We start from the raw sequence: 25,280 nt of genomic DNA, 5'->3' as shown, positions 1-25,280 counted from the left end.
ATGACCGCCAAGGACCAGCTGTCGTACCCGGAGCTGTGCGGGCACATCACCACGGTCTGGAGGGAGATCCTCCACCTCGACCGGATCGAGCCCGACCAGGACTTCTTCGACCTCGGCGGCCACTCACTGGGGGCGGTGCGGGCCGCCGCGCGGCTTGTGGACGACCTCGGCTGCGACCTGTCCCTACGCGCGATCTTCGAGCACCGCACGGTCGAGGCTCTCGCGTCGGCGATCATGAACATCGGAGCGACGAAATGACGGGGCTCCAGGGCGTCTTCCGTGCCGTGGCGAGCGCCGCCGACTTCGAACGCGCCGTCGCCGAGTTCCAGGCGGCCTGGTCGGAGGGCCGCCGTGAGACGGCCGTGCCGGTGTGGGTCGGCGAACGCTCCGACCTCGGGGCGGCACTCGACCTCGCGGCGGGGCTCTACCCCGCGCTGCGGCAGCCCCTCGGGTACGCGGCGGGAGTCGTCCTGGGGGACGTTCCGGAGGCGGTCCGCTCGTTCGCCCGTCCGCTGGCCCGGCAGTGGACGGACGGCGAGCCGTCCGCGGGCGACGGTTCTCTGGTGGTCCTCGGCCGCTACGAGGATCTGCGGATGGAGGTCCTCGGGCCGGTCCTGGTGGACGCCTACCGCCGCGAACGGGACGTCTTCCTGCTGACGGGCCGCGACCTGCACTCGCTCACGTGGATGATCGCCAAACAGTACGGGGAGGTGGCCGCCGGGGGCGAGACCGGGCTGTTCACCGACCTGGACACGAAACCGGTGGCCACCTCGGCGACCTACTACGACTCGCGGACCGTGGACGGCGTGGATCTCACCCGCGTCGCGACGGAGCGCGTCTGGAAACGCGTCATGGTCAGCGGTCACGGCACCGAGGACAGCATCAACCTGGGCGCGCACACGGTGTGCGGCCGGAGCCCGGTCGCCGGTCCCGAACGGCCCGGCCCCACGTGCGCCTACGGACGCGGCTGTTACAAACCCGAGGACAAGCTGCTCCCCGCGCACCGGGTGCGCACCGCGGAGCTCGTGCTCAGCGGCTGCGACAGCGGTGCTCTGGCGGATCTCGCCTCCTACAGCCCCCGCTACCAGCTGCTCCTGAACGCCGTCGACGGTCCTGCCCAGACGGTGGTGGCCGCACTGTCCATGCACCAGTCGGCCCGGGTGGAGAACCTCATCTGGCTGAACTCCGCGGACCGGGGCGGAAGTACGGCTCGGCTGCTGAACGCCGGCCTCACGACCATGCACCCTTACCCCACGTTCATCCAGGTAGGGCTGCCGAGTTCGGCCTACGGCGACCCGGCGCCACCGGCTCCGGCGGTCGAGGAGGAACCCGCGGAACTCGTCAGGGACCTCAGCTCCCGGGCCCGCGGCTTCCTCATGACCGGCATGCTGCCCGCCGCGCACCCCCTGCGGGAAGGGTTCGAGAGGGTGGCGGAGAAGGCCGAGACAACGGCCGTCCGGCCGATCATGGGCCTGGCCGCGGAAAGGTCCGCGTTCCTGCGCTCGCTCCGGGACGACGCCCAGTCGCTTGACGAGGCGATGGCCGTACGCATGGCGGAACGTCCCGACGACGGGCTCGCCGAGTTCTCCCGCTTCTTCGGCGACCGGAGCTCGGTCTCCCCGGCGGACGCGACGACCACGCCGTGCGTCCTGTGCGGGCGGACGGCATGGCAGTACCGGCGTCGCGGGTTCAGCGCGCGTGTCCCCGACACCACCGCGCACGTCTGCCTGAGCTGCGGTCCGGTCGGATACGCGATGGACGGCGGGGTACGGCTCGACGCGGACGCCGCCCCGACCGTCTTCGCCGGGGAGACGTTGCGCGTCGAGGCGACGGTCGAGCCGGTGCGGCCGGGGCCGGTGCAGGTGGGCGTGACCGTTCCCTGGAGCCTTCGCGCCTCGATATCCCCGGCGGTGCACGATGTACGGCTCGGCCGGGGGGAGAGCCGGAGCGTCCTGTTCGACATCCGTCTCGACCCGTCGGCTCCGCCACAGGAGCACCACTTCACGGTCTTCGGCGTCCAGGATCTCGCGATCTCCCTGTTGCGTTGCCCCTTCGCCGTCCTGCCGCCCGAGGAGGCATAGGTGGACAGCATCCTTCACGCGGCGGTGGCCCGCCGGGCACGGGAACGGCCGGACCATCCGGCGCTGGTCGAGCGGGGAGTGGCCGTCAGCTACCGCACCCTCGACCGGGCGGCTGACTTCCTCGCGTCGCTTCTCGCCGACCTCGGCATCGGCCCGGGGAGCATGGTCCCCGTCATCCTTCCCCGGTCCGCGCGTCTGGTCGTCGTCCAGCTCGCACTGCTGAAGTGCGGGGCGGCCTACTCCGTGCTCGATCCGGGATGGCCCGCCGAGCGGCTGGAGTCGCTCGTCGGGCGCCTGCCGTCGCCCCTGGCCGTCGCGGACTCGCAGGCACACGGGTTCCCCGTCTGGACCCCGCCCCAGGAGTCGCCGAGGGAATCCGCGGACCGCGCGGTGGCTCCGCCGCAGCGGGACGCCGACGGTGCCACACCCGCGATGGTCATCTTCACCTCGGGGACCACCGGGGTTCCCAAAGCGGTGGTTCTGCCGCACCGGGCGGCGCTGCGCCTGTTCCGCGGGGACAGCCCGGCCGCTTTCGGCTCCGGCCACGTCATGCCGCAGGTGTCGAACGCGGCGTGGGACATGTACGCACTGGAGGTCTGGGGAACCCTGGTCGCGGGAGGAACCTGTCTCTTCCCGGACGACCGGGTCTTCCTCCCGGAGACCCTGCGCGCCGCCGTCGCCGAGCGCGGCGCGAACACGGTGCACATGCCGACCGCCCTGTTCAACCTGTTCGTCGATGTGGACCCCAGCTGCTTCGCCGGCCTGCGGACGGTCCTCGTCAGCGGTGAGGCGATGTCCGGCGCCCACGCCGCCAGGTTCATCCGGGCCCATCCGGGGATCCCACTGGTGAACTGCTACGGCCCCGTCGAATGTTGCATGTTCGTCTCCTCTCACCAGGTCTCCGCGCGGGACTGCGACGCCCCCGGCGGTGTTCCCCTGGGTACGGCGGCGCCGGGCACACGGATCTTCGTGATGGCCGGCGACGAGGTGTGCCCCTCCGGGGAAGAGGGCGAGATCTGCGTGGCAGGTGACGGCCTGGCCGTGGGTTACCTGGGACAGGACGAGCTGACCGCGGAGCGGTTCCGCACGGTGCCGATCGAAGGCGTGCCGACCCGGGTGTACCGCACCGGCGACCAGGGGCGCGTGGACGGCGACGGCAACCTGCGCTACCTCGGCCGCAAGGACCGGCAGGTGAAGCTCCGCGGCTTCCGGGTCGAGCCCGCCGAGGTGGAGCACGCCGCCCGCTCGGTGCCGGGCGTGCTCAATTGCGCCGCGGTGCCGATCCGCGAAGCGGACGGCGGCTACCAGTCCATGGCGCTGGCCTACACGTCCGGTTCGAAGGCCGCGGCCGGCTCCGCGGACCCGCTCGGAGTGCGCTCGGCCCTGGCCGAGGTGCTTCCCGAGTATCTGGTGCCGACCCACGCGGTGGCCGTCGACGCCCTGCCCCTGACGCCGAACGGAAAGCTGGACCGGGCCGCCTTGGAGGCCTGGGGAAGCACGTATTTCAGGAGGAACAACCATGACTGAGCGTCCGCCTCGCCTGCTGATCGTGGGCCTGGACCGCTACACCCTCGACGCGTGTGTCCGCCTGGGCGTGGCCGCCGTCGTCGTCTGCGGCGCGGCCGGCTGGGACGACGGGCTCATGGTCATTCCCCCCGAGCTCTCCGTGCTCAGGGTCGACGACCAGAGCAGCGTCGAAGCCGTGTTGATGGCGTTGCGCCGGGCCGGGCTGGGCACCGACGACTTCGACGCCGTGCACACCTCCGACGAGTACTCCATGGTCTCGGCGGGCATCCTGGCCCGCCATCTCGGCCTGCCGTGCCTCGACCCGGAGGTGGCGGTTCGCTTCCGCGACAAGAGCCTGCAGAAGGCCGCGGTGCGCGACGCCGGCCTGCCCGCGGCACGGTGCGTGGTCGTGGAGGACGTCCTCTCCGTCTCCGGCATCGAGGAACTGCCCTTCGAGCCCGCCGTGCTCAAGCCGGTGGCCGGTGCCGCCACCGCCCTCACCTCGATGGTCGAGAGCATCGACGATCTCCGGGCCCGGAGCGAGGAGTACGGGCAGAAGAAGGTCGGCCAGCGCACCTTCGTGCTGGAGGAGTACGTCGCCGGCGACGAGTGGTTCGTGGACGGAATCGTCCACGGCGGGGAGCTGCTGTTCTACGCCGTGGGCGCCTACGGGGATCCGTGCCTGACCGCCATCCGGAGCGGGAAGCCGCTCTGGCTGCGCCACTTCGACCCGGCCGAGGAAAGCCGGGTGTACGAGAAGGCGCGGGACTTCGTGGAATCCGCGCTCGAAGCGCTCGGGCTTCGGGACGGGTCGTTCCACATGGAGCTCTTCCACGACCGGTCGTCCGGGGCGCTGACGTTCGGCGAATGCGCCGCCCGTCGTGGGGGCGGGCTGATCCACGAGCAGATCCAGGCGAAGTTCGGGGTGAACATCGCCGAGTGCGCCGTCCAGATCGCGCTCGGACGCCGTCCCGAGATCGAGGCCAAGATCAGGCCGGAGATTTTCGGCGGCGCCTACCTGCCCGGACGCCCGGGGACACTGCTCGACTGCCCCACGCCGGCCGACCTGCTCGCCCTGCCGTACGTCGAGTTCGCCCGGATCGAGCACCCGGTCGGCACGCACTTCGCGGCCGGTCCGGCCACCACCAGCCAGAGGGTCGGGCAGTTCATGGTCGTGGCGGACTCGATCGAGCAGCTCACCGAACGCTTCGAGGACGTCAGGCGCTGGTTCGACGAGCGCCTCCGGGTGCTTCCCGACGGGCTGTCGACCAGAGGCAGGCGGGACTTCCAGCGGGAATGGCGACCGGCCGCCGACTTCGGGGACACCCTGTGGCGGTGACGGCCGTCCTGCTCCCGGCCGACAGGGGCCAGCGGGTGGTCGCGGTGACCTCCTTCGTGCACAGTTTCGGCACGGGGCTGTTCATCGCGGCCGGCGCGCTCTTCTTCACACGGGTCGTCGGCCTTCCCGCGCCGCAGGTGGCCGGCGGGCTGTTCGCGGCGGCGATGACAGGGCTGGTCGCGGGCGTGTACGTCGGCCGCCTGGCGGACCGATGGGGGCCGAAACGCGTCCAGATCGGGGTGGCGGTCTGCGGAACGGTGGTGAACACCGGTCTGCTGCTGGTCGACACGTTCTGGACCTACCTCCTGGTCTCCATGCTGTCCGGTGCCGTGATCGCGGGGAGCTGGTCGACGCTGGCCCCGCTCGTGCGCGGCTTCGGCGGGCCGGCACCGGCCGTCTTCCGCGGCTACCTGCGGTCCGTGGGCAATCTCGCGATAGCGCTCGGCACGGTGGCGGCGGGCTTCGCCATCCAGCTGGACACCAGGGCGGCCTTCCTGACCGTCATGATCTGCCGATCGCTGACCTACCTGGTCTCCGGCCTGATCCTCCTGTGGCTTCCGCCCCTCACCATCGAAGACTCCGGCGGCACCCTTGAAGGCGCCGGCCGCGGCTGGGCGGCTCTGCGTGACCGCACCTACCTGACCGCGACCGCGATCAACGCGGTGATGTCCCTGCACTTCACGGTCCCCACGTTCCTGCTCCCGCTGTGGATCGTGGAACACACCTCCGCTCCCCGATGGACGATCTCCGCGGTGCTCGTCCTCAACACGATCCTGGTGGTCGTCCTCCAGGTCCGCATCAGCCGGAACGTCGCCGACGTGCCGTCCGCGGGACGCGCGATGCGCTGGGCGGGCGTGACCCTCTGGGCAGGCATGCTCCTGATGGCGCTGGCAGAGGGGATCCCACCCTGGTCCGCCGCTCTCCTCCTGACGGCAGGGATGATCGCCTACACGCTGGGAGAGATCTGGCACAGCGCCGCCTCGGCCGAATACTCCTTCGGCCTTGCTCCGGCCCACGCGCAGGGCCAGTACGCGGGAGTCTTCGGCCTGGGCCACGGGCTGGCCGAAGGCGTGTCACCGGCGGTCATGAGCGCCCTTCCCCTGGCCCTGGGCCTCCCCGGCTGGCTCGCACTCGCCACCCTGCTCCTCGCCACAGGCCTGACCTGCCACCCCCTCATGACCCGCGTCTCCCGCCCCGCTCGTTCTCGCTGAACACGATGACCTGCCGAACGGCTTTTCCGTCGGCGAGCTGGTCCATCGCCTCGTTCACGGCGGAGAGCCCGATCCTCGCCGACACCAGCGCGTCGACCGGCAGCCTGCCTTCGCGCCACATCTGGGCGAAGACGGGGATGTCACGGGCGGGAACCGCTGAACCGAGATAGCTTCCGATGATGGTCCGTCCCTCCGCCACGAGCCCGAGCGGCGAGATCGACGATCGGGCGTGGGGCGCCGGAAGCCCTACGGTGATGGTGCGGCCACCCGGGGCGGTCACGGCGACCGCGCTCTCGAAAGCGCGAGCGTTCCCGGCCGCTTCGATGACGACCGGCGCCTTGATCTTGAGCTCGGCGACCTCGGCGGGGCTGTAGGCCGCGTGGGCGCCCAGCTCCCGCGCGGTGTCGAGCTTGTCCGGATTGCCGTCTACGCCGATGACCGTGACACCGTCCAGGGCAAGGGCGGTGATCAGCGCGGCCATGCCGACACCGCCGAGCCCGACGACCATCATCGTCTGGCCGGCGGCGGGTCTGCCGACGTTGATGACCGCGCCGCCGCCGGTGAGCACGGCGCAGCCGAGAACCGCGGCGACCTCGGGAGGGACGTCGTCGCCCACCGGGACGACCGAGTGCCGGTCCACGACCGCGTGGGTGGCGAAGGCCGAGACCCCGAGATGGTGCAGGACCCTGGCGCCATCGCGGTGCAGGCGGATGCCACCGGTCAGCAACGTTCCCTCGTTGTTGGTCGCACTCCCGCGGACACAGGGCATCACACCGTCGGTGGCGCAGCCCTCGCACGCGCCGCAGCGGGGCAGGAAGGCCATGACGACCCGCTGGCCGACTGCGATGTCATCGACGCCGACGCCGGCCTGCTCCACCACGCCGGCCGCCTCGTGTCCCAGGAGCATGGGTACGGGCCGCACCCTGTTGCCATCGACGACCGACAGATCAGAGTGGCACACACCGGCGGCCTCGACCCTGACGAGGAGCTCGCCGGGGCCGGGCGGGTCCAGTTCGAGCTCGCAGATCGACAGCGGACGGGACTCGGCGTACGGGCGTGCCCGGCCGATCTCCTCGAGGACGGCTCCGCGGATTCTCATCACATCACCTCTCCTGACGCTTCCAAGGTTGTCTTCGCGATCGGTTCGTCGGGCGGGTACCGGCATGGCCGGAGCCGTTGGCTGGATGTCGGGCGGCTTCTGGCAATGGCGGCCACCCCCTGCACACGAGGCGGCGTCGGGCCGATCCCCCTCACGCCGTGGTGGCCCGGTGATTGGCGAGCAGGACGCCGGCGCCGCCGAGGACGAGCCCGGTGACGGCGAGCGGATGCAGCGACTGGCCGACCAGGAGCCAGGCCAGCACCGCCGTCACCGAGGGGGTCAGGAAGAACACCGTGCTCACCCGGCTGGCGGACGAGCGGAGCAGCATCATGTTGAGCAGGATGAACGCCGCGATGGAGTTGACCAGCACCATCCAGGCCACGGACGCGCCGAACGCCGCCCAGTCCGACACCCGTGGGGTCTCGACCGCCACGCAGGCCAGCCCGACCGCAGGGGCGCTGACGAGAAGCTGCACCGCGGTTCCGGTACGCACGTCCATGTCGGGGACGAACCGCTTCTGGTAGAGGGTGCCGGCGCTCAACCCGAGCAACCCGACCAGGCACAGCACCACGCCCCAGACGGACAGGCTCACCCGGTCGGCCACCGCGAGGACGACACCGGCCGCGCCGAGGGCGAAGCCGAGCCCCTGCCGCCGGGTGACCGTCTCGCCGAGCAGGCGCATGGCCAGCACGATGACGACGGGGCTGAGTCCCTGGACGAGGGAGACGACCGCGGCGGGAAAGCCCATGCCGAGCGCGGTGTAGAAGCTGCCGAACTGCACGGCCTGGATCAGCAGGCCGGAGACGGCGATGTGCGCCGCGGCCCGGCCGCGCGGCCAGGGCGCGCGGGTGATCAGGGCGTAGCCGGCGAGCAGCACCCCGGCCAGGGCGAAGCGTGCGAACATCAGCAGCAGCGGGGGAGCGGCCGCGACCCCCGGAATGCCGGCGATGAAGGCGCTGCTCCAGAGCACGACGAACACGGCGGGCGCGACCGCCGTCAGCCGCGAGCCACCGCCCGCACGCTCTTTCGCGCCGGATGGCGGCCCGGGTGGGTGTCCGGACAGATCCGTGGTGACCGGCGTCAACGAGTCGTCCTTCCGTGAGACCCACCCGTGAGGACACACGCGGCGGCTGAGGGCTGGCCGGCACCTGACTCGCACGCGCGTCGAAGCGGACAGCGAGAGAGCGGGACGGCGGGACAGCGAGACTGCGGGAGGTGGTTCAGGAGGCGCGCAGGGCCGACCGGCGCAGCTCCCACAGGGCCTTGTCCGAGGTGCAGACCCCGGCGGCGCCGTGGCGGAGTGCCTCGACCACGTCCGCCTCACCCTGGACGAACCCGGCGGCCAGGTACGGCACCCCGAGGTCCCTGGCCTGCTGCTCCACGTAGCGCAGCACGACCGCGGGCATGAGCTGGACCAGGTCAGGGTGGGATCGGGCGATGGCCTGGAGGCTGCGGTGCAAGTTGGAACGATCGGTCACGAACACCTTCTGCATGGCCAGCAGGCCCAGGCTGCCGGCCCGTTCGATGATCGCCGCGCGGGTGGAGCAGATCCCGATCGCCCCGATCTTCTTGAGGTAGGTCAGGGCGCCGGGGTCGTGGCCCAGACCGGGGGTCGAGTCCATGTTGACGAACACGATCTTGCCCGCGGCGAGGGTCCGCTGGACGGTCGCCTCCAGATCGCCGAGCGGGACCGAGGCGAGGATGCCGAGCGGGGTCGAGGTGGTGGTGAACCGGTCCGCCATCTCCACGCCGACCAGCGACGCCATCACGGGGTGTTCCGCGAGCGCGGCCAGCAGGCGCCGATCCATGGGACGTTTCGGACGAGGGTTCACCGGTCCACCTTATGCGTCAGCCCTGCTCGGATGTGTCGGCCTGGAATCGGCTGGGCAGTCCCAGCTTCCCCGGGTTCATGATTCCCTCAGGGTCGAGGGCCTGCTTGACCGCCATCAGAGTGCCGAAGCCGCTGCCCAGCGAGCGTTCGACGTACGGCGAGCGCAGCAGTCCGACGCCGTGGTGGTGGCTGATCGCGGCGCCGTGCCGGATGAGCACCTCGTTGGCGGCGTCCCAGGCGGCCTGGTACCACTCGCGGCGGCGAGCCCGTTCCACGTCGCCGCGCAGCGAGAAGTACAGGCAGGCGCCGTCGGTGTAGGCGTGCGACTGGTGCGCGGAGGCGCGCAGCGTTCCGGGGACCGCCTCGATGGCCGTCACCACCTCGTCGTAGATCGCCGGCAGCGACGACCACGGCGCGGCGATCTCGCAGGTGTCGGCGACGAAGCCGGGGCCCTTGGCGAAGCCGTCGCCGGACTTGCCGACGAGCATCCGCTCGTCCAGCCAGCGGGCGAGGATCGCGTCGCCGTCGAGCGTCACCGCCGCCCGCTCCCCGCAGACCTTCTCGACCACCGCCATGGTCGCGTCCACCAGCGCGGGGTCTCCCTCGTCGGCGATGAGCAGCAGGTTGGTGTCCCGCTCGCCGAAGTGGGTGCCGCTCTCGTGGGCGTCGTACAGGCGCAGCACCGCGGGGGTGGCGCCCCGCTGGAGGATCTCCCTGCAGGCGTCGAGCCCCGCGGCGAACGTGTCGAAGCCGTACGCGAGCCCCACCGCGTAGTCGGGCAGCCGGTGGGTGCGCAGCCGCAGCCGGGTGATCACGCCGAGCGTGCCCTCGGAGCCGATGAACAGCTGGCGCAGGTCCGGGCCGACGGCGGCCCGCGGGTAGGTGCCGTAGCCGGCGGTGCTCCCGTCGGGCAGCACCACGTCCAGCCCGACGACCATGTCCTCGATCTTCCCGTACCGGGTGGACAGCTGGCCGGCCCCCCGGCAGGCCGCCCAGCCGCCGACCGTCGAGATGGCGAAGGCGGACGGCCAGTGCCCGGTGGTGGCACCGTACGTCTCCTGCAACTCCTTCTCGAAAAGGTCGCCGAACATGCCGGCCTGCACCTCGACGATCATCGACTCGGCGTCGAAGGAGATGATCCGGTTGAGCCGGCAGACGTCCAGCACGACCCCGCCGAACACCGGCAGGGCGGCGCCGAGGACGTTGCTGCGGCCGGCCGAGACCGTCAGGGGGATGCCGTGCGCGTGGCAGAGCCTGACGACCGCGGCCACCTGCTCCTCGTCCGCCGCCTCGACGATCACGGCGTCGGGGGTGGCGGGGTGGCCGTCCGTCTCGCCGATGGACGTGCCCGCCCACCAGTCGCGGGTGCGCACGATCACCTCGTCCCGCTCGGTGTGCACGGCGGCGGCGATCGCGCGCAGCTCGGCGACGACCGTGCCGGGAACCTCGACCACGGCGGTCTGCAGGCTGGCCTTCCCCGCGCCGGGCGGGCAGTCGGCGGCCCAGCGCGGCGGGGTGGGCGCGCCGACGACGTAGTCGCCCCGGTTGAACGGATGGGTGATGGTCTGCCTGCTGATCATGTAAGTCCCTCCATCAGTACGGTCTTCTCGCGGTCGATGCCGGAGAGGTAGTCGTCGATCTGCCGGGCGACCTCGTCGTCGGACAGCCCGAGCTCCCTCTGGAGCAGCCGGCCGACCTCCGGGGCCGCCTTGACCGACAGGTCACGGGCGAACACCCGCATGCGGGTGCGGCGCGACAGCACGTCGTCGACGGTCCGCGCCAGCTCGCATCTGGCCGCGTAGACCACCTCGGCCCGCAGGTGCGCGGTGCCCTCGACGATCGGCTCGGCCAGGGATGGGTCCTCGCTGAGGAGGTCGGTGACGAAGCGGGCCTCGGTTCCGTACCGCTGTCCAAGGTGGGCGCCGAGCCCTCCGGTGGCCGAGGTGGCCTCCGCGTCGTAGCCGGCGCCTCCCAGCAGGGGCAGGTGTGCCGTACGGCATCGGGCCCTGCGGCCGAGCACCTTCAGGGCCGCGTCGACCACGAGCTCGCCCATGTGGCGGCTGGTGGTGAGCTTCCCGCCGGTGACGGTGACGAGCCCGTGCGCGTCGGTCGAGATGCGATGGTCGCGGCTCATGTCGAGCGTGGCTCCCTCCTTGCCGCCGACCAGGGGGCGGAGCCCGGCGATCGAGCCGACCACGTCCTCGGGGGTGAGGCCGGCGTCGAAGGCGGTGTTGGCCCCGTCGAGGAGGTACTGCATCTCCTCCCTGGTGCACAGCACGTGCTCCAGGGAGCCGTCGTAGTCGGTGTCCGTCGTCCCGACCACGACCACGTCCCCCCAGCGGGTGCAGGTCGCGCGGCGGGCCCGGCCGGGGATGGGCACGGTCACGGTGCCGTCGATGGGCAGCCGGGTCCATGGCACCACGATGTGCACTCCCTTGGCGGGACGGATCCGGGGCCGGTGGCCGGGATCCGACAGGGCGTCGAGCGTGTCCGACCAGACCCCGGTGGCGTTGATCACGACACCCGCCCGCACGTCGATCTCCCTGCCGTCGACCTCGACGGTCGCGCCGCGCACCCTGCCGCCCTCGCGGACGAGGCCGCGGCAGGCGGCGCCGTTGAGCACGGTCGCCCCGAAGTGCGCCGCGGTCCGCGCGATCGTCAGGGTCAGGCGCGCGTCGTCGGTGCGGCTGTCGTAGTAGAGCAGTCCGCCCTTGAGTTGTTCGGCGCGCAGCCGTGGGGCGCGGGCGAGGACCTCGGGCACGCTGAGCCGCTGGTGCAGCCTGCCGATGCGCCACCCTCCCGCGAGGTCGTACGTCCACAGCAGGCCCTCGAAAGCCTTGGCGATGCGCGCGTCGAAGACGCCGTCCTGGGCGAGCACGGGAAAGACGAACGGCAGCCGCTGCACCAGGTGCGGCGCGTTGCGGCGGAACCGCTGCCGCTCCAGCAGCGAACGCCGGACCAGCGGCAGGTTCCCCTGCTCGATGTACCGCAGGCCGCCGTGCACCATCTTCGACGACTTGGACGACGTGCCCGACGCGAAGTCGTCTCGTTCCACGAGCGCCACGGTCAGGCCGCGGGTAACGGCGTCCAGCGCGGTGTAACAGCCGGTGATTCCGCCGCCTACGACGAGCACGTCCACGGGCCGGGAGGCGAGCCGTTCGATCTGCCCCCGGCGGTCGAGTGCGAGCGCGGTACGGCGGATGGCGCTCTTCGTCTCTGACCTCGCCTTGCGTTCGGGAAGCCGGATCACGAGGTTGATTCCTCCTGTGCGTCGGGTTCGGGACCGGGGGAGCCCGGTCCCGGTGGCCGGGCTCCGGGCCCGGCGGTGATGATGTGGCGAGCCAGCAGGTCGCGCCATGCGGCGCGGGCCTCCAGGCGCTCGGCCTCGGAAAGGGTGGGTTCGAAGACGGGGGCCGCTTGGAGCCCGGCGACGGCCGCCGAGACGCTCGGCCACAGCCCGGCCCGTACGCCGCCGAGGTAGGCGACGCCGCGGAGGCTGGCGGTCTCGTGATCGCGGGCACGCCGTACCGGCCGGCCGATCAGATCCGCCTGGCCGGACATCAACACGTCGCTGCCGGCGAGCCCGCCTCCGCAGAACAGGTCGGTGACCGGCCTGCCCATGACCTCCTCCACGCCTTCCAGCAGGTCGCACACCGAGTGCGCGAAGCCGTTGAGGATGCCGCGGGCCAGCTCCGCCCGGGTCGTGGACAGGCTGAGCCCGGTGAGGATCCCCGTGGCCTCCGGCGACCAGACCGGTGTCCGCAGCCCCGCCAGCGCGGGCAGGAACATCACCCGGGCCGGCCCGGTGTGCTCGCGGGCGAGTTCGGCCAGCTGGGCCGGCGAGTCGAACAGCCCGATCTCCTCGCACAGCCACCGCATCGCCGACCCGGTCGTCGAGGCGTAGCCCTCCAAACTGAACACGGACGTGCCCCGCGACCGCCAGCCGACGAGGGTGAGCACCCCCGGCACCTGACGGCGGTGGACGGGCGGCCGGTCGCCCGCGACGGCGTCGAGGAACGTGCCGGTCCCGTGGACGGTCGTGGCCTGGCCTGGCCGGTGAGCACCGAGCGCGATCATCGCCGCGTGCTGGTCGCCCATGACGGACAGGATGGGCAGCCGCACGCCGAGAACGGACGGATCGGTGGCGCCGAAGTCGCCGTCGTCGTCGACGATCTCCGGCAGCACGTCGCGCGGGCAGCCGAGGAACTCGACCCACGGCTCGTGCCAGTCGCCCGTCCGCAGATCGTAGGCACCCGCGGCCACGGCGTTCGTGGCCGACATGACATGGCGCGCACCCCCGGTGAGCTTCCAGACCAGCCAGGTGTCGATCGAGCCGAAGGCCAGCCTGCCCTCGCCGTGGGCCCGGCGGGCGGCCGCGTTACCGGCGACCTCCTCCGCCGCCCACAGCAGCGGCGCCCGGGAGCCGACCGGCCGGCCGGTGTGCTCGACCAGGTGCGCGTCCCACTCCGGCTCCCACTCCCGCAGCCGGGCGGCGTACCGGCGGTCCTGCCACACCACGGCCTGGCTCAGCGGGGAGCCGGTCACCGTGTCCCACAGCAGCACCGTGGCGCGCTGGGTGGAGACCGACACCCCGGTGATCTCCACCCGGTGCGCGGCCGCCCAGTCCAGCGCCTCACGGCAGACCCTGACGGTGTTCGCCCAGATCTCCGTCGCGTCCTGCTCGACCCGCAGATGGTCGGGCGAGCGGACCGAGAGGGGCAGGTACGCGGGTGGTGCGGTGCCGCCGTCGCCGAGGACGACGGCGGCCCGGGTGCCCGTGGTGCCCTCATCGATGCTGAGTACGCCTCGGAGGCGTTCCCTTGTCATCCGCGAAGGTCCTTTCATCGTGTCCGAGCCGGACACCGTTCAGACCGACGCCGTCGTGCGCTGCTGGAGGCTGATCGCCTCTTCCTCCAGGTTCACCGCGGCGCGGGTCGGGTCCCACTTGATCGCCATGCAGGTGAGCAGGCCCACCAGCGGCACCACTGACAGGACCATCAGGCTGCTGCCCACTCCGATACCCGCCTGAAGCTGCGGGAACAGGTACAGGCCCGCAACCGATCCGAGGCTGCCGAGCATGCCGGTCACGCCGGTGCCCAGCGTGCGGATGTCGCTGCGGTACGACAGTGCCGCGATCGACTTGCCGTTGGGGCCGGGGCCGGCGGAGTGGAAGAAGATGAACAGCACCGGCAGCAGCGCGGCCAGCGCGACGGGCAGCTGCTTGAACGTCGCGCCCATGACCAGCAGGGTGACGAACACCACGGCGTAGCCGGACATCGAACTGACCCGCAGGCCGAGCCGGCGGCCCGCGTAGGCCGACAGGCAGCCGCCGACGATGCCGACCGCGTTGAAGGCCATGGCACCGAGCGTCGCCTTCTCGAACTCCTTGCCGAACAGCTCAAGGCTGATCACCGGCAGGTACCAGCCCACGGCGAAGTACTGCATGGCCTGGGTGAGGGAGATGACGGTCGACAGCACGGTCCTGGGCAGGTAGGGCTTGCGGAAGAGGACACCCGCGTCCCGGAACCCGACCTGGTGGGAGGGGTCCTGTTCCGGCCCGGTCTCCTGCGGCCCTTCCTGTACGGCGAAGCCGTACATCCGGCGCAGGTTCGCCGCGGACTCCCGCAGCCTGCCCTTGGCGGCAAGCCAGGTGGGACTCTCGACCAGGAAGGTCAGCTGCAGGACGAACAGGATGAGCGCGAAGGCGGCCGACGAGCCGACGGACCAGCGCCAGATGTCGGCGCCGACGTCGAACCTGTAGAACAGCAGGGTGAGCAGGAGGTTGCTGGTCGTCGCGGTGTACCAGACGCCCTGCCAGAAGTTGAGCCTGCCCTTGAGAGAGGCGGGGGTGTACTCGGCGAGCAGGGCCATCGCCACCGCGAAGTCCATGCCGTAGGCGATGCCCACCAGGGCCCGCCCGGCGAAGACCGTCTGGAAGTTCGAGCCGGCCGCGGTCAGCAGCGCGCCGATCGCGAAGACGACCTTCGTCATCAGCAGCGGCCTTACCCGGCCGATCCGCGCGGCGAGCCAGCCGCCGAAGGGATTGGAGATGATGGCGATCGCCGGAGCCATCGCGGTGAGCACGCCGACCTGTGTGGGTGACAGGCCCAGCTGCTTCACCATGGGGACCAGGCCGGCCCCCAGCGCCGCGTTGGAGTAGGCGTCAAGGAACAGGCCCGCCAGGGCGAGGAACCAGATCCAGTTCGCCCTGCCGTTCAGGCTCTTGAGGGTGTCGATGAGGTTGGCCGCGTCGCCCGCGTTGCCGATGACCGCTGTTCTCGTGTTACTCGTGTTAGCGGAGCCGTCGTTCATGCTCAGCCGCCTTTCGGGGGGTGAATCCCTTGCCAGCGGTCCGAGAACGACAAAAAGCACAGACGAAGACCACTGACAGGGATGTCTTCGTCTGTGCCTGTCGGTTGACGGGACGTTATTAGCGAACTGTCCGATTTGTCAAGCATCACGGGCTGGTTGTGAGGTGTCGCGACATTCGCCCTAAAGTCACCCGTCATGACCTATGTCGTGCAAGCTGTGTGGACCGCCCGCGACGGCGAGGAGAACGCCGTCGCGGACATCATCCGGATCATCACCCCGCTGTCGCGCCAGGAACCGGGCAACCTCGGCTACCAGGCCCATGTCTCCACCGACGACCCCCGACGGTTCATGATCTACGAGCAGTACGTCGACGCCGCGGCCTTCGAGGCACACCGCGCCTCCGCCCACTTCCAGAAATACGTCGTCGGCGACTGCCTGGCCCGCCTCGCCTCCCGAGAGGTCGTCACCTACGAGCCCCTCGACCCCTGACCCGCCCGCCCGCTCGCCCGCTCGCCCGTGGACGAAGCCACTCTTGCCGAGCGCGATCCAGTCACCCCAGGTGCGCCGCCTGGGCGTACGGCACGGGTCTTGCCCAAGGACTCACCGGGCGGCCGCGGTGCGGCACGCGAGGTGCTCGCGGGAGGCTTGCACGTCGCGGCGCAGTCTGTCCAGGTCCACGTCGAGGAGAAGGCCGTCCCATTGCGGACTTGGCCGGCGATGAGGACGGTGTCGATGTTGCGTGCGTCGGCGCCCAGGACCAAGGTGCCGAGCGATCCACCTTGAACAGCCTGGAACGGAGGCGGGCCGCAACGGGGACTGCAACTGGCGGCCGATCGCCTGCGGCGCGGTCGTCGATATGCTCGCGCCGTGTACAGCATGCATTGGCCGGACTACTTCGATGAAGAGGCTCCCATCATCGAGGACAAGGGATGGTTCGCGGATGTTCTGGTGGAGTGGAACGGGCAAAGCTACCGGCCGGTTTTCTACGATCCGATCCGGCTCGGACAAACGATCGCCGACGAGCTGAGGAGCCGGGCGAGTTTCTTTAGGGAACCCAACCTCATCGTGATCGATCAGGTCACACGTGACCACATGGAAGCCGCCATCGCGGTGCTCGTCGAAGCCGACTTCAATCTTGTCCCCGACCGAGACCGGTCGGAACCTACGGATTAAAAGAGGTCGACTCGATCAAGGGCAGAAGACCTGATCTGAGGATGCGGTGTCCGTGGACGTTCGCCGAGTTCCGGCGCGTACTGGCATTCGAATCACGGCGATTATGATCGACGAGGCAGCGCTGCCAGCAGAATGCCAACCGGTGTCGCAACCACCATCAGTGCCAGAAAGAGCAGCGCCTCGACGCGAATATTCATATGAGGGTAGTAGGTGCTCATATACCACTCGTCAAGAGCGGCCAGGAACCAAGCCACAGCTGGCAACAACAGATAGTGAGAGCGTAGTCGTGTGCGGCGTAGGACCAGGAATAACGTCAAAAATATCAATCCGCCAAGGGTCAAGGGCAAGGGGTGATACAGCATGTCGATCATGTGACTGCTCCCGTCCTCTTGGATCAAGTCAAAGCTGCACCAATATAGGCTGAGGTCAGATCCCTCGGAAGGGCTCGGCAGTGTTTGGGCCGGAGGTCGTGACGGTGTCTGTGGACCGTCGGCCCGGCTTCCCTGCGGGGTCCGGCCCGCCTGCGGCACATGATCAAGTCTGTTGACGCTCTCCCTGTTCTGCTACGGAGAGACGCTTGTTGCCTCGGGGGCCCGGGTTGAGAACGGAACCCCGGACCGTCGATCGTCCCACCCTGAGCGGTGACCGGCCCACATCAGGCGATCGTGGGGGCTGTACTCGTATTCCTCGTATTCCGAAGCCTTGGCTCCAGTGAGTGGTGGTTGAGGTGGCCTCGCTGTCTTTGAGAGCTCTGGAGGAGGCCGAGCGCACGCGGGTGACCCTGGAGACTCTGGTGCTGCTCCTGGGCGGTACGGCGGCGGCCACCTCGACCTGCCGACGCAAGCGGGCGGTCTTCCACCACGTGCTGGGGTACACGGTGGGGCTCCGCAAGGAAGGTCGACGGTGAGATCGACTGGCGGTCGGTGGTCAATCCAGGCATGTTCAGGTGTGCCGAGTGGGGATGAACGAGAACGGCCTCGTCGCGCTGCACAGAAGCGTGTGCTACACTGGCACACGTTGCAGTTTTGGTACCCATAAGGACTTTGTGCGCGCCCGACAGAGTATGATCCTCGGGCGCGTTTTTGTTTGCCGGTCATTTCCGGATGGGCTCATCGCGGCGACACGGATTTCGCACGGTGCGAATTTCGTTGGTTTCTGCACTTATCTGAAGGAGATCGACATGGCAACCGGAACCGTGAAGTGGTTCAACTCCGAAAAGGGCTTCGGCTTCATCGCGCAGGACGGCGGCGGCGCCGACGTCTTCGCGCACTACTCCAACATCGTGTCCAACGGCGGCTACCGTGAGCTGACCGAAGGGCAGAAGGTGTCCTTCGACGTCGTCCAGGGCCAGAAGGGCCCGCAGGCGGAGAACATCGTCACCGCCTGACCCAGCGCGCACCATGAGTCCGGGCCTGCACCCCCACCGGGGTGCAGGCCCGGACCATGTTCCCCAGGATGTCGTGTGGCGTCATGCCGCCTTCCGTCCGTGAAACGACAGCGCTCTCGGTCCGTGAAACGACAGCGCTCGCGCCTTCCGGCGTAACCTTTTCAGCGGGCGAACTGTCCGCGCGCCTACTGATGTAGTGCACAGTTCGCCGTGAGAGACCGGGGCGAGTCTGTGGGCGCCCGAAACTCGGCCGTTGGGGCTGGCCTGGGAGCGGTGGATGTCGATCCCGTCCGCGATCCCTCCGGAACGGAGGCGGGGATTGAACGGACGTGAGGCCGAACGGCGGCGGCCCCGCAAGGATCGCGACATCTTGCTGTCCAGCTGGCTGACGGCTGTGTCCGCGGACGAAGCAAACATCGGTCACCTCTACAGCGAGGTGCACCGCTATCTCGACAACGCTGACCGTAAGACTCCGGACGTACTGGCGGAGTTGAAAGAGTACGGCGCCGACTACCGGAACGTTTACAGTGGAATCGGCCACGGGACGACTGGAAGACGCTTTCGTCAATAGGCCGTTCTACGGTGTGCTGACGCAAGAGCGGGTCAGGATGTTGCTCGGTGCCATCGATGAGCGGATGCAGCGTGACAATCCAAGAACCGAGTCCGCGATGTTCGACTACGACCGTCTGCAGATCGAACATGTGATGCCCCAGTCATGGCGAGACCACGGGGTCCTGCCAGGTGAGAATCTGCATCCGTTGGCCGTTCAGCAACGAGAATAGTTGGTGTACCGCATGGGCGTTCTCATGCCGGTGACCTCTGATTTCAATCAGGACGTCTCAAACCTGGCTTGGACGGTCAAGAGAAACGCATTGGCGGCTCACGCCAAGCTGCAGTTCAGTGCTGAGTTCGCGGGGGTCGAAGCGTGGGACAGTGCGGCGATGGAGAGGCGAGCACGTTCGCCGGCCGGAGTCGCTGCACTTGTATGGCTATCTGCCGACCATCTGATCGACGAACCGGGCTGTGGAGACTCTGCACAGCAGTAGAAAGTGCGCGGTGTCAGAGCCGGCGCGGATTGCCCAGCCTGGTCTTCCAGGCTGGGCCCTCCCGTTCTCTCGTCTCACCGGCCCGATCTCTGGGACCTCGTGCTCGCCCTGGTGCCGCAACGAGTTGGCGGTGGGCGTGCCGACTATCAACTTCCTTTGTGGAGGCGTGCGAAAGCACGGGACAGTTGCGTCAGGTAGGCGACTTCGTCTCTCATGAGGGGCATCGTTGGTGCGATCATCTTGCCGTTGTGATCGTCGGTTCCCCGGTCGGCTTCCAAACGATCTCCCCAGGAGGGGGTGGCCGTCCCGTCGCCCTCATCGCTCTCGCTGGCTGAGAACGCGCGCAGGGCTGAGACGACGGAGCGGGCGTGAATCGTCGCACCCGCCGTAGGTTGCTGCTCCAGGTGCAGATCGCGATAAGGCTCCAGGATGAGCAGACCGTCGCGGATCTCGATCACACGGCGGTACAAGCGATACCCCACGGCATCACCAAGCGTGTGGGTCGGCTGTCTTCTCAGATACGGCATCGCGGTGGTCAACGCCAGCCACAGAGGGTGGAGACGGCGCAGCGCCCGTCGCTGGGCCGCTGCTCGCCAAGGTGCCGCCAGTCGGGGCCCCCACACGCTGATCGTGGGGCCGGCGAGAATGAGAACTACGGCGCCGAAGCCGAGATATGTCGTCGCGTAGGTGGTCGCCCCGGGTGGCAGTGGCAAGGACAGGTAACTCGTTACGACGGTGGCCCCCAGATAGAGGCTGTATGCCAGGCCGCAGAAGTCACCTGCGACAAGAAGATGCATCCCCACTCGTAGATACCGCTGCCGAGCGTACTTCTTGTACCGCCAGGCCAAACGTAGCGTGTCAACTAAAACGGTGACGATGTAGCTGAGGAAGGTCAGGTAGAACCCGGCAACCATGAGGTTTCTACCATAGACGGCAAGGAAGCTGGCGCCCGCGTCGTCTCGGGACCCAGAGCCAAGAAGTAGCACGCCCATGACCGTGATTGCGCCTGCTGCCCAGAGCAAGCGAGTTCGAACCCGTGGAGGGTGGCTGTCTCGGCGGCGCGTCACGTAGGCGATCATCAGCCAGAACGCTGCCGTCGAGCCGAGGAAGAGGCTGAACGCCAGCCAGCGCCCGAGACCGTGGATACCAGTCAGAAGGTCCAGCCGCGGACGTATGTCCGGGGACTGCACCAACGCTCCCAGAGCGAATGCCATCACATGCGCAAGAGAGGCGCTGGCCGCAGGCGAGTGACGGCGGACGGTCAGGTGACGAACCGTCTGAACGGTGAGAGCCCAGATGACAAAGGCTTCTGTCCAATAAAGCGCACTAGTCACGTAAGCGTCCCGCCTGCGTGCCCCAAGTACGCTCGATGTTTCTGATCACATCGGCGATGTCAGGAGGTGGTTCGGTTGCCGAAACGGCATTAAAGCTATGCGTGAGGGCCCGGGGAGCCAGAATGAGATCGGCGAACATCTCTGCCTCGTCTTCGGCAGGACTCGTGTACCCGTTGCGGCAGAGCACACTTTTTATCATCCCGGGATCCAGGTCAGGCAAGAGAAGTCTGTGAAGATCCTCGCTGCGCCATCCGCTGTCATGGTGATCAAGTAGGAGATGACCCAGCTCATGCAGGATGATATGACATTGGTGCAATGGAGAGTCGCTATGGGTGTAACACAGGAAGTCGGTGGACTTTGACTTGATGTAAAGGCCGCATGGGGTGCTGCGAGACGCCGACATGGCGACCAAGCGGATTTGGCGGCCTCGTCGTTCCTCGACACGGTTGATGAATAATCCCATGTCGAATGGGTCGGGCAATACCTCGGTGTCCTCCAGCTCCTCGACCAGTAGTTCGCAAGGCGTGCGCTGTGCCCTCTTCAACGACAACCATCCAGCATCTCGACCGTCCTTGCTTTTGGCCACTCCTGGCAGTCCGCGGCCGTCATCGCACCACATTGCACCGTCACCCTAAGAGGGCACCGCAGACTCCTGATACGGACGTCGGACAGAGGGTCTACTTCTCGGGGTTCATCTTCCGAGCTCACCGGCGCGTTGTGTCCGGGGGCGAAGAAGAAGCCGCCGACGAATCGGGGCCGATGGCAGCCTCCAGGCTGCGGATCGCTTCGATGATCCTGCTGATTCGCTCCCGTCCCTGCGGTGAAGGATCCAACAGGCGGCCCACCAGCCACTGAACCTGGTTATCCCGCATGCTTCTCAAGAGTTTCAGCTGCTCATCGACGCGGCGGATCTGGGCATCCACTCGGGCTTCGTCTTCCGCGCCTAGCTGACCGGGCTCGTAGAGGTAGATCGGATCAACGCCGAAGAAGTTAGCCAGAGCGACGACCTTGTCCAGGCTCAAATTACCCGGCCGCTGCCCCTCTCGGACCATCTGCAAGTACTGACGGGAGATATGAACACGGCCCTCGGTCTGCCGCCGGATGGCCTCGACGACCTCTCCATAGGAGAACTGGCGTCGAGCGGGATTCGGGTCCTTAACGCGCTCAGGATGTAGACGCAGCTGGAAAAGAGTGTCCAGTTTCTCCGCCAAGCTGAGCGGTCTGTCGGGTGTAGGCATGGGTCTCCGGAGCCGGTAGCAGTATGTCAACCAATGTACAAGCGGATCGATTCTCGTGGAATCCTTGGTTGCGCTCCGTGACTAAGTGGGCTGCAGCGCGGTCCTCGACTGGATTTCTCCTCAAGTCCGGGACGGGCCTGAACTGGGCCTTTTCATCCTCGGGTGATCTGGAGCAGCAAGGCACGAGTCGCCGCGATCGGGACACCTACGTGGGGTCGCCGACGATCACAGCCAGACGGGAGCGATCGAACCAGTCGTCCTCCAGGCGCGCCGGTGCGCGCCTCCACGATGGCCAGCGCTATGGCCTGCGTGGCTGGCCTGATCCGACGGCACCGCAAGGCGATCAGGACACCCTGGCGGGCTCGAACCACGGAACTCATCCAACCGCAGAATCGAATCAGCGACGCAGAACGGGCACGATCCCGGGGATGACTCCCGCCTTGTCTTGAGGCCTCTTCGGGCCAGGGATACCAAAGGAGCCCACCATCAGGACCGGGCCCGTTCTGAACCCATTAGGGGTGCCAGGGCGCCGAAGGTTCCGTGGTCACGCCGTACAAGGGCAGGAATAAACCGGAGTCCCAGTGCGGCATCAGGATGGAGTGGGCTCGCCGTTCAGGGCCGTTCAGGGCTGTTCGGGACTGTTCGGGACAGTCGAATCCCTCAGGTGTGTGCCGCGATCCTCTTAAATGAGGAGGCACCTCCGGAAGTTCTTCTTGGCGGCTCTGTGCCCCGGCTCTGCGGGATCCGGGGCACACCATCGCCTCCATGAGATCCGGGGCAGACCAGGGCCTCCACTCATCCCGGAGCGGCCCCGCCATGTGTCGGGTGTCAACCAAGGCTTCGTAGAACAACATGTTTTGACGTATTGGTTGACAGTCCTGGGTCGTGGGCCCACAGTGGTTTCAATATGTCGCGAGAACTACCTGTAAAAGAAAGCTGAGTCGACGGCTCGCCGCGCGAAGCGGTCATCGGGAGGCTGCCTGGAAGTGTGGGGCTCATCGGAGTGCGACATGGCGCGCTGCACGGGAGCTCTTTCGGGACAGGGAGTGGTCGCGGCTGGAGGAGTGCACGGGGGCCGTCAATTGACCCAGCTCGGGAACGGGAAGTGAAAAGGCTTCGTGGATGGGAAAATATTTTGGTTAATGGGACCGGAACAACCGCCTCGTCGCACGTGACCCACACCGGGGAAAAGGCACTTGACGAGAACTACCGCTTCAGATTCTCGGAAGTTGAGATGGTCCCCATCCACTTACTGCTCTCGGCAGACACGCCGCGGAGCATGGGGGAGGACCTGCAGCACGTGCGTTTGCTCTCCAGTCTGGAGACCGTACTGCCCCCGGTGATCGTGCACCGGCCCACCATGCGGGTCGTGGACGGAATGCATCGGCTACAGGCGGCGGTGCTGCGTGAGGAAAAGAGCATACGTGTACGGTTCTTCGACGGCGATGAACGCGATGCCTTCGTGATTGCCGTCAAAGAGAATACCGCTCATGGTCTTCCGCTCTCCGTCAACGACCGCACGGCGGCGGCTGACCGCATCGTACGATCACACCCACACTGGTCTGACAGAGCAATTGCCAAGATCGCAGGACTGTCTGCCCGGACGGTGAGCAACGTCCGCCGTACCGCATTTCATGGAGACATCCAGCCGATGGCGCGACTGGGGCGTGACGGTCGGGTCCGTCCACTGGACGGTTCCACCGGCCGAATTCGCGCGGCTGAGTTGATCGCAAAAGAGCCACAAGCATCGCTTCGACAGATCGCACAGCAGGCGGGGATCTCGCCGAGCACGGTCCGGGATGTCCGTGAGCGTTTGAGGCGTGGAGAGGGGCCGCTACCGGGTCCGCTGCGGTCCGCCGGTGCGCAGCCCAGGTCGGCACCTCAGAAGCGTCCGCCCACGTCCAGCATCCCGCTCTTGGATGTCCCCTCCAGATCACACTCGGCCCCGGCGTCTCAGTTCGAACGTGACCAGCGCCGGACGTCACCGTTGAACATTCTGATCAAAGATCCTTCTCTCCGGTTCGGAGAGCGCGGCCGACTCCTCCTTCGCTTGCTTAGCGTCAGTGCTTCGCTCAAGCCATCCTGGGAACAACTGATTGACGCGATTCCTGAACACTGTGTTGATTTAGTTTGCCAAGTGGCCAAGGAGAGCGCTTCCGCATGGTCGGAATTCGCTGAGGATGTCGAGCGAAGGGGTGTGCGGCCTAGAGTGCGGGCGGAAGGATAGCAATACCTGCCGCTCTTCGGTAGGTTCAGCGAGATTCACCAAGTCGTGTATTTCGCTGGAGAGGCCCGGGTTCAACCCCGCGTGACGGGCCCTGCGCGACATGTCACAAACACATAGAATTATCGGCCGATTGGTGATGCTCGCGTGGTACTCGCTATAGGGTAGCTGGAGATGCTCATATTACTGTTCTGCGGCTGGTAAGTGTTGAGCGCAGCTTTACGCCAGGTGCAGGGGTGGCGCAGGGCAAAGGATAATCCGTCTGTGACTGTACCCATGCCGGGGAAGCCGAGCATGCTGCGTGTGCTCAACGGCCGCACAGTGCTCAGGACACTGCTTGAGTGTGACGCATTGACCAGTCGTCAGCTCGGAAGTGTTATAGGGCTGTCAAAAACCACCATGTCTCAGATCCTCGCCCAGCTGCAGGAGTACGGGCTGATCGTGGCGGACGGAGTTAGAAGTGAAAACGTGGGGCGTGCGGCGAGGCTGTACCGCATCAACCCGGAAATTGCCTTTGTCGCCGGTCTTGACATAACCCCGAATTGCATATCGGTTGCGATAGCAGACATCTCCGGAAATGTAATAAGTCGCCTTGCCTGCGAGGTCCACGCGCATTCGAAAGAAAATGTTGTGGTGCATTTTCGTGATGCGATATCCGCGGGCTGCAGGTCGGCTGGGATCGGCATCGGCCGGCTGGCTCGGATTGTTGTGGGTATTCAGGGTGCGATTGATCCTAAAACTGGAAGGCTGGGATACGCCAAGCACCTGCCTGGATGGCACGTACCGCACCTTGTTGACTCACTGACCGGAATGCTCGGTGTGCCTACGGAGGTTGAGAACGACGTCAACCTCCTGGCTCTGGCCGAGTTGGAGCATGGCAGCGCGATAGGGTGTGACAACTTTGCGCTTTTCTGGGCCGCGGAAGGCATCGGCGTCGCACTTGTTCTCGGTGGCCAGCTTCATCGCGGCTCGACCGGAGGGGCCGGCGAGTTGGGTTATATGCCTGTCGAAGGTGCGGTAAAGATGCATGAGGTAGGAGCGGACGAAGATTACGGCATGCAGGTTGTGGCCGGAGGACCGAGCGTGCTTAAAGCCCTTCGTGCTCGCGGCTTCAACGGTGACACTCCTGGGGCAGCTGTGCGTGCGGCAGTCGCGACTCTGGTGGATTCCCCGGCTGGCGGCCGTGGCCCAGCCGATGCCGTGGAAGCCCTGAACGAAATCAGCGGCAGAATGCTCACCGGGCTTGCCCCTCTCGTCTCGATCATCGACCCCGAGCTGATTGTCCTCGCTGGCGACACGCTGCTCGCCGGTGGCGAGCGGTTACTCGGGATGATTGAGCGGGATCTGTATCGTGCGGTCATTCCCAGACCGAGGCTCCTGCTGTCCTCGCTCGGAAACGACGCGATCGTCAGTGGGGCTCTCAGTCGTGCCCTGGACCTGGCGCGCGAGGAAGTCTTCAGCCTTACCGACTGGCTGAAGAACATCTGACCGCCCTGGGG

The 25,280-nt window shown here is 67.7% G+C and carries 23 protein-coding genes and 1 pseudogene; 13 read left to right on the top strand and 11 right to left on the bottom strand.

Annotated elements, in window-relative coordinates; genetic code table 11:
• The 5 genes from ACFY2X_RS38725 to ACFY2X_RS38705 are packed head-to-tail and all read left to right on the top strand — an operon-like array spanning position 1 to position 6,137.
• On the top strand, positions 1 to 258 hold the full coding sequence (locus ACFY2X_RS38725) for a phosphopantetheine-binding protein (protein WP_389948060.1): 258 nt from the start codon (positions 1 to 3) through the stop codon (positions 256 to 258).
• On the top strand, positions 255 to 2,081 hold the full coding sequence (locus ACFY2X_RS38720) for a hypothetical protein (protein WP_389948059.1): 1,827 nt from the start codon (positions 255 to 257) through the stop codon (positions 2,079 to 2,081). The genes ACFY2X_RS38725 and ACFY2X_RS38720 overlap by 4 nt, the downstream gene beginning before the upstream one ends.
• Positions 2,082 to 3,608: an amino acid adenylation domain-containing protein gene (locus tag ACFY2X_RS38715; protein ID WP_389948058.1), complete on the top strand. Its 1,527-nt coding sequence runs from the start codon at positions 2,082 to 2,084 to the stop codon at positions 3,606 to 3,608. It abuts the gene before it with no gap.
• Positions 3,601 to 4,926, top strand: coding sequence for an ATP-grasp domain-containing protein (locus ACFY2X_RS38710; protein ID WP_389948057.1), 1,326 nt, complete (start codon positions 3,601 to 3,603; stop codon positions 4,924 to 4,926). Before ACFY2X_RS38715 ends, ACFY2X_RS38710 begins: the two co-directional genes overlap by 8 nt.
• Positions 4,923 to 6,137: an MFS transporter gene (locus ACFY2X_RS38705; protein WP_389948056.1), complete on the top strand. Its 1,215-nt coding sequence runs from the start codon at positions 4,923 to 4,925 to the stop codon at positions 6,135 to 6,137. The genes ACFY2X_RS38710 and ACFY2X_RS38705 overlap by 4 nt, the downstream gene beginning before the upstream one ends.
• Here ACFY2X_RS38705 and ACFY2X_RS38700 read toward each other — a convergent pair.
• The 7 genes from ACFY2X_RS38700 to ACFY2X_RS38670 form a co-directional block, all read right to left on the bottom strand.
• Entirely contained in the window at positions 6,100 to 7,236 is a 1,137-nt protein-coding gene (locus tag ACFY2X_RS38700; RefSeq protein ID WP_389948055.1) for an alcohol dehydrogenase catalytic domain-containing protein, read from the bottom strand. The genes ACFY2X_RS38705 and ACFY2X_RS38700 overlap by 38 nt on opposite strands.
• Before the next feature lie 151 nt (positions 7,237 to 7,387).
• The gene (locus ACFY2X_RS38695; protein ID WP_389948054.1) at positions 7,388 to 8,320 is read right to left on the bottom strand and encodes a DMT family transporter; all 933 of its coding nucleotides are present in this window, start codon (positions 8,318 to 8,320) and stop codon (positions 7,388 to 7,390) included.
• 136 nt (positions 8,321 to 8,456) lie between these two features.
• The gene (locus tag ACFY2X_RS38690; protein WP_389948053.1) at positions 8,457 to 9,068 is read right to left on the bottom strand and encodes a glycerol-3-phosphate responsive antiterminator; all 612 of its coding nucleotides are present in this window, start codon (positions 9,066 to 9,068) and stop codon (positions 8,457 to 8,459) included.
• Between the two features lie 16 nt (positions 9,069 to 9,084).
• Positions 9,085 to 10,647 (bottom strand): FAD-binding oxidoreductase, encoded by a 1,563-nt coding sequence (locus ACFY2X_RS38685; protein ID WP_389948052.1) that lies wholly within the window; start codon positions 10,645 to 10,647, stop codon positions 9,085 to 9,087.
• Complete coding sequence (locus ACFY2X_RS38680) at positions 10,644 to 12,317, bottom strand: FAD-dependent oxidoreductase (protein ID WP_389948051.1); 1,674 nt, start codon at positions 12,315 to 12,317, stop codon at positions 10,644 to 10,646. The genes ACFY2X_RS38685 and ACFY2X_RS38680 overlap by 4 nt, the downstream gene beginning before the upstream one ends.
• Entirely contained in the window at positions 12,314 to 13,894 is a 1,581-nt protein-coding gene (locus ACFY2X_RS38675) for an FGGY family carbohydrate kinase (protein WP_389948050.1), read from the bottom strand. Before ACFY2X_RS38675 ends, ACFY2X_RS38680 begins: the two co-directional genes overlap by 4 nt.
• 39 nt (positions 13,895 to 13,933) lie before the next feature.
• Entirely contained in the window at positions 13,934 to 15,379 is a 1,446-nt protein-coding gene (locus ACFY2X_RS38670; protein WP_389948049.1) for an MFS transporter, read from the bottom strand.
• A 195-nt stretch (positions 15,380 to 15,574) separates the two neighbouring features.
• On the opposite strand from ACFY2X_RS38670, the gene ACFY2X_RS38665 reads away from it, so the two are divergent.
• Together ACFY2X_RS38665 and ACFY2X_RS38660 are read left to right on the top strand one after the other, a co-directional pair.
• Positions 15,575 to 15,868, top strand: a complete 294-nt coding sequence (locus ACFY2X_RS38665; RefSeq protein ID WP_389948048.1) for a putative quinol monooxygenase — start codon at positions 15,575 to 15,577, stop codon at positions 15,866 to 15,868.
• Between the two features lie 378 nt (positions 15,869 to 16,246).
• Positions 16,247 to 16,552 (top strand): hypothetical protein, encoded by a 306-nt coding sequence (locus tag ACFY2X_RS38660; RefSeq protein WP_389948047.1) that lies wholly within the window; start codon positions 16,247 to 16,249, stop codon positions 16,550 to 16,552.
• Between the two features lie 101 nt (positions 16,553 to 16,653).
• Here the strand turns inward: ACFY2X_RS38660 and ACFY2X_RS38655 are convergent, their stop codons facing one another.
• Positions 16,654 to 16,923, bottom strand: a complete 270-nt coding sequence (locus ACFY2X_RS38655; protein ID WP_389948046.1) for a hypothetical protein — start codon at positions 16,921 to 16,923, stop codon at positions 16,654 to 16,656.
• 356 nt (positions 16,924 to 17,279) lie between these two features.
• On the opposite strand from ACFY2X_RS38655, the gene ACFY2X_RS38650 reads away from it, so the two are divergent.
• The 4 genes and pseudogenes from ACFY2X_RS38650 (at position 17,280) to ACFY2X_RS38635 (ending at position 18,985) form a co-directional block, all read left to right on the top strand.
• Entirely contained in the window at positions 17,280 to 17,459 is a 180-nt protein-coding gene (locus ACFY2X_RS38650; RefSeq protein WP_389948045.1) for a hypothetical protein, read from the top strand.
• A gap of 273 nt (positions 17,460 to 17,732) precedes the next feature.
• Positions 17,733 to 17,939 (top strand): cold-shock protein, encoded by a 207-nt coding sequence (locus ACFY2X_RS38645; RefSeq protein ID WP_389948044.1) that lies wholly within the window; start codon positions 17,733 to 17,735, stop codon positions 17,937 to 17,939.
• Positions 17,940 to 18,258: 319 nt separating this feature from the next.
• Complete coding sequence (locus tag ACFY2X_RS38640; protein WP_389948117.1) at positions 18,259 to 18,510, top strand: hypothetical protein; 252 nt, start codon at positions 18,259 to 18,261, stop codon at positions 18,508 to 18,510.
• Positions 18,467 to 18,985 (top strand): annotated as a pseudogene (locus ACFY2X_RS38635) (HNH endonuclease family protein). The gene ACFY2X_RS38640 and the pseudogene ACFY2X_RS38635 overlap by 44 nt, the downstream one beginning before the upstream one ends.
• A gap of 146 nt (positions 18,986 to 19,131) precedes the next feature.
• Here ACFY2X_RS38635 and ACFY2X_RS38630 read toward each other — a convergent pair.
• From ACFY2X_RS38630 to ACFY2X_RS38620, 3 genes are all read right to left on the bottom strand, one after another.
• Positions 19,132 to 20,319: an MAB_1171c family putative transporter gene (locus tag ACFY2X_RS38630; RefSeq protein WP_389948043.1), complete on the bottom strand. Its 1,188-nt coding sequence runs from the start codon at positions 20,317 to 20,319 to the stop codon at positions 19,132 to 19,134.
• A complete protein-coding gene (locus ACFY2X_RS38625; protein WP_389948042.1) occupies positions 20,312 to 20,905 on the bottom strand; it encodes a hypothetical protein in 594 nt (197 codons plus the stop codon). The genes ACFY2X_RS38630 and ACFY2X_RS38625 overlap by 8 nt, the downstream gene beginning before the upstream one ends.
• A 118-nt stretch (positions 20,906 to 21,023) precedes the next feature.
• Complete coding sequence (locus ACFY2X_RS38620) at positions 21,024 to 21,530, bottom strand: hypothetical protein (protein WP_389948041.1); 507 nt, start codon at positions 21,528 to 21,530, stop codon at positions 21,024 to 21,026.
• A gap of 1,132 nt (positions 21,531 to 22,662) precedes the next feature.
• Here ACFY2X_RS38620 and ACFY2X_RS38615 point away from each other — a divergent pair.
• Both ACFY2X_RS38615 and ACFY2X_RS38610 read left to right on the top strand, forming a co-directional pair.
• On the top strand, positions 22,663 to 23,784 hold the full coding sequence (locus tag ACFY2X_RS38615; protein WP_389948040.1) for a ParB/RepB/Spo0J family partition protein: 1,122 nt from the start codon (positions 22,663 to 22,665) through the stop codon (positions 23,782 to 23,784).
• A gap of 291 nt (positions 23,785 to 24,075) precedes the next feature.
• Positions 24,076 to 25,269 (top strand): ROK family protein, encoded by a 1,194-nt coding sequence (locus tag ACFY2X_RS38610; protein WP_389948039.1) that lies wholly within the window; start codon positions 24,076 to 24,078, stop codon positions 25,267 to 25,269.
• Positions 25,270 to 25,280 lie beyond the last annotated feature (11 nt).

Source organism: Streptosporangium sp. NPDC000396, from assembly GCF_042898655.1.
Lineage (GTDB): Bacteria > Actinomycetota > Actinomycetes > Streptosporangiales > Streptosporangiaceae > Streptosporangium.
The sequence above is the reverse complement of the archived record's forward strand: the minus strand, read 5'-3'. Positions and strand labels throughout refer to the sequence as shown.

Coding starts and splice junctions, on each gene's coding strand:
- ACFY2X_RS38700 (WP_389948055.1), bottom strand. CDS start 7,236: ATGAGAATCCGCGGAGCCGTCCTCGAGGAGATCGGCCGGGCACGCCCG.
- ACFY2X_RS38655 (WP_389948046.1), bottom strand. CDS start 16,923: ATGATCGACATGCTGTATCACCCCTTGCCCTTGACCCTTGGCGGATTG.
- ACFY2X_RS38675 (WP_389948050.1), bottom strand. CDS start 13,894: ATGACAAGGGAACGCCTCCGAGGCGTACTCAGCATCGATGAGGGCACC.
- ACFY2X_RS38610 (WP_389948039.1), top strand. CDS start 24,076: ATGCTGCGTGTGCTCAACGGCCGCACAGTGCTCAGGACACTGCTTGAG.
- ACFY2X_RS38670 (WP_389948049.1), bottom strand. CDS start 15,379: ATGAACGACGGCTCCGCTAACACGAGTAACACGAGAACAGCGGTCATC.
- ACFY2X_RS38710 (WP_389948057.1), top strand. CDS start 3,601: ATGACTGAGCGTCCGCCTCGCCTGCTGATCGTGGGCCTGGACCGCTAC.
- ACFY2X_RS38725 (WP_389948060.1), top strand. CDS start 1: ATGACCGCCAAGGACCAGCTGTCGTACCCGGAGCTGTGCGGGCACATC.
- ACFY2X_RS38665 (WP_389948048.1), top strand. CDS start 15,575: ATGACCTATGTCGTGCAAGCTGTGTGGACCGCCCGCGACGGCGAGGAG.
- ACFY2X_RS38685 (WP_389948052.1), bottom strand. CDS start 10,647: ATGATCAGCAGGCAGACCATCACCCATCCGTTCAACCGGGGCGACTAC.
- ACFY2X_RS38645 (WP_389948044.1), top strand. CDS start 17,733: ATGGCAACCGGAACCGTGAAGTGGTTCAACTCCGAAAAGGGCTTCGGC.
- ACFY2X_RS38720 (WP_389948059.1), top strand. CDS start 255: ATGACGGGGCTCCAGGGCGTCTTCCGTGCCGTGGCGAGCGCCGCCGAC.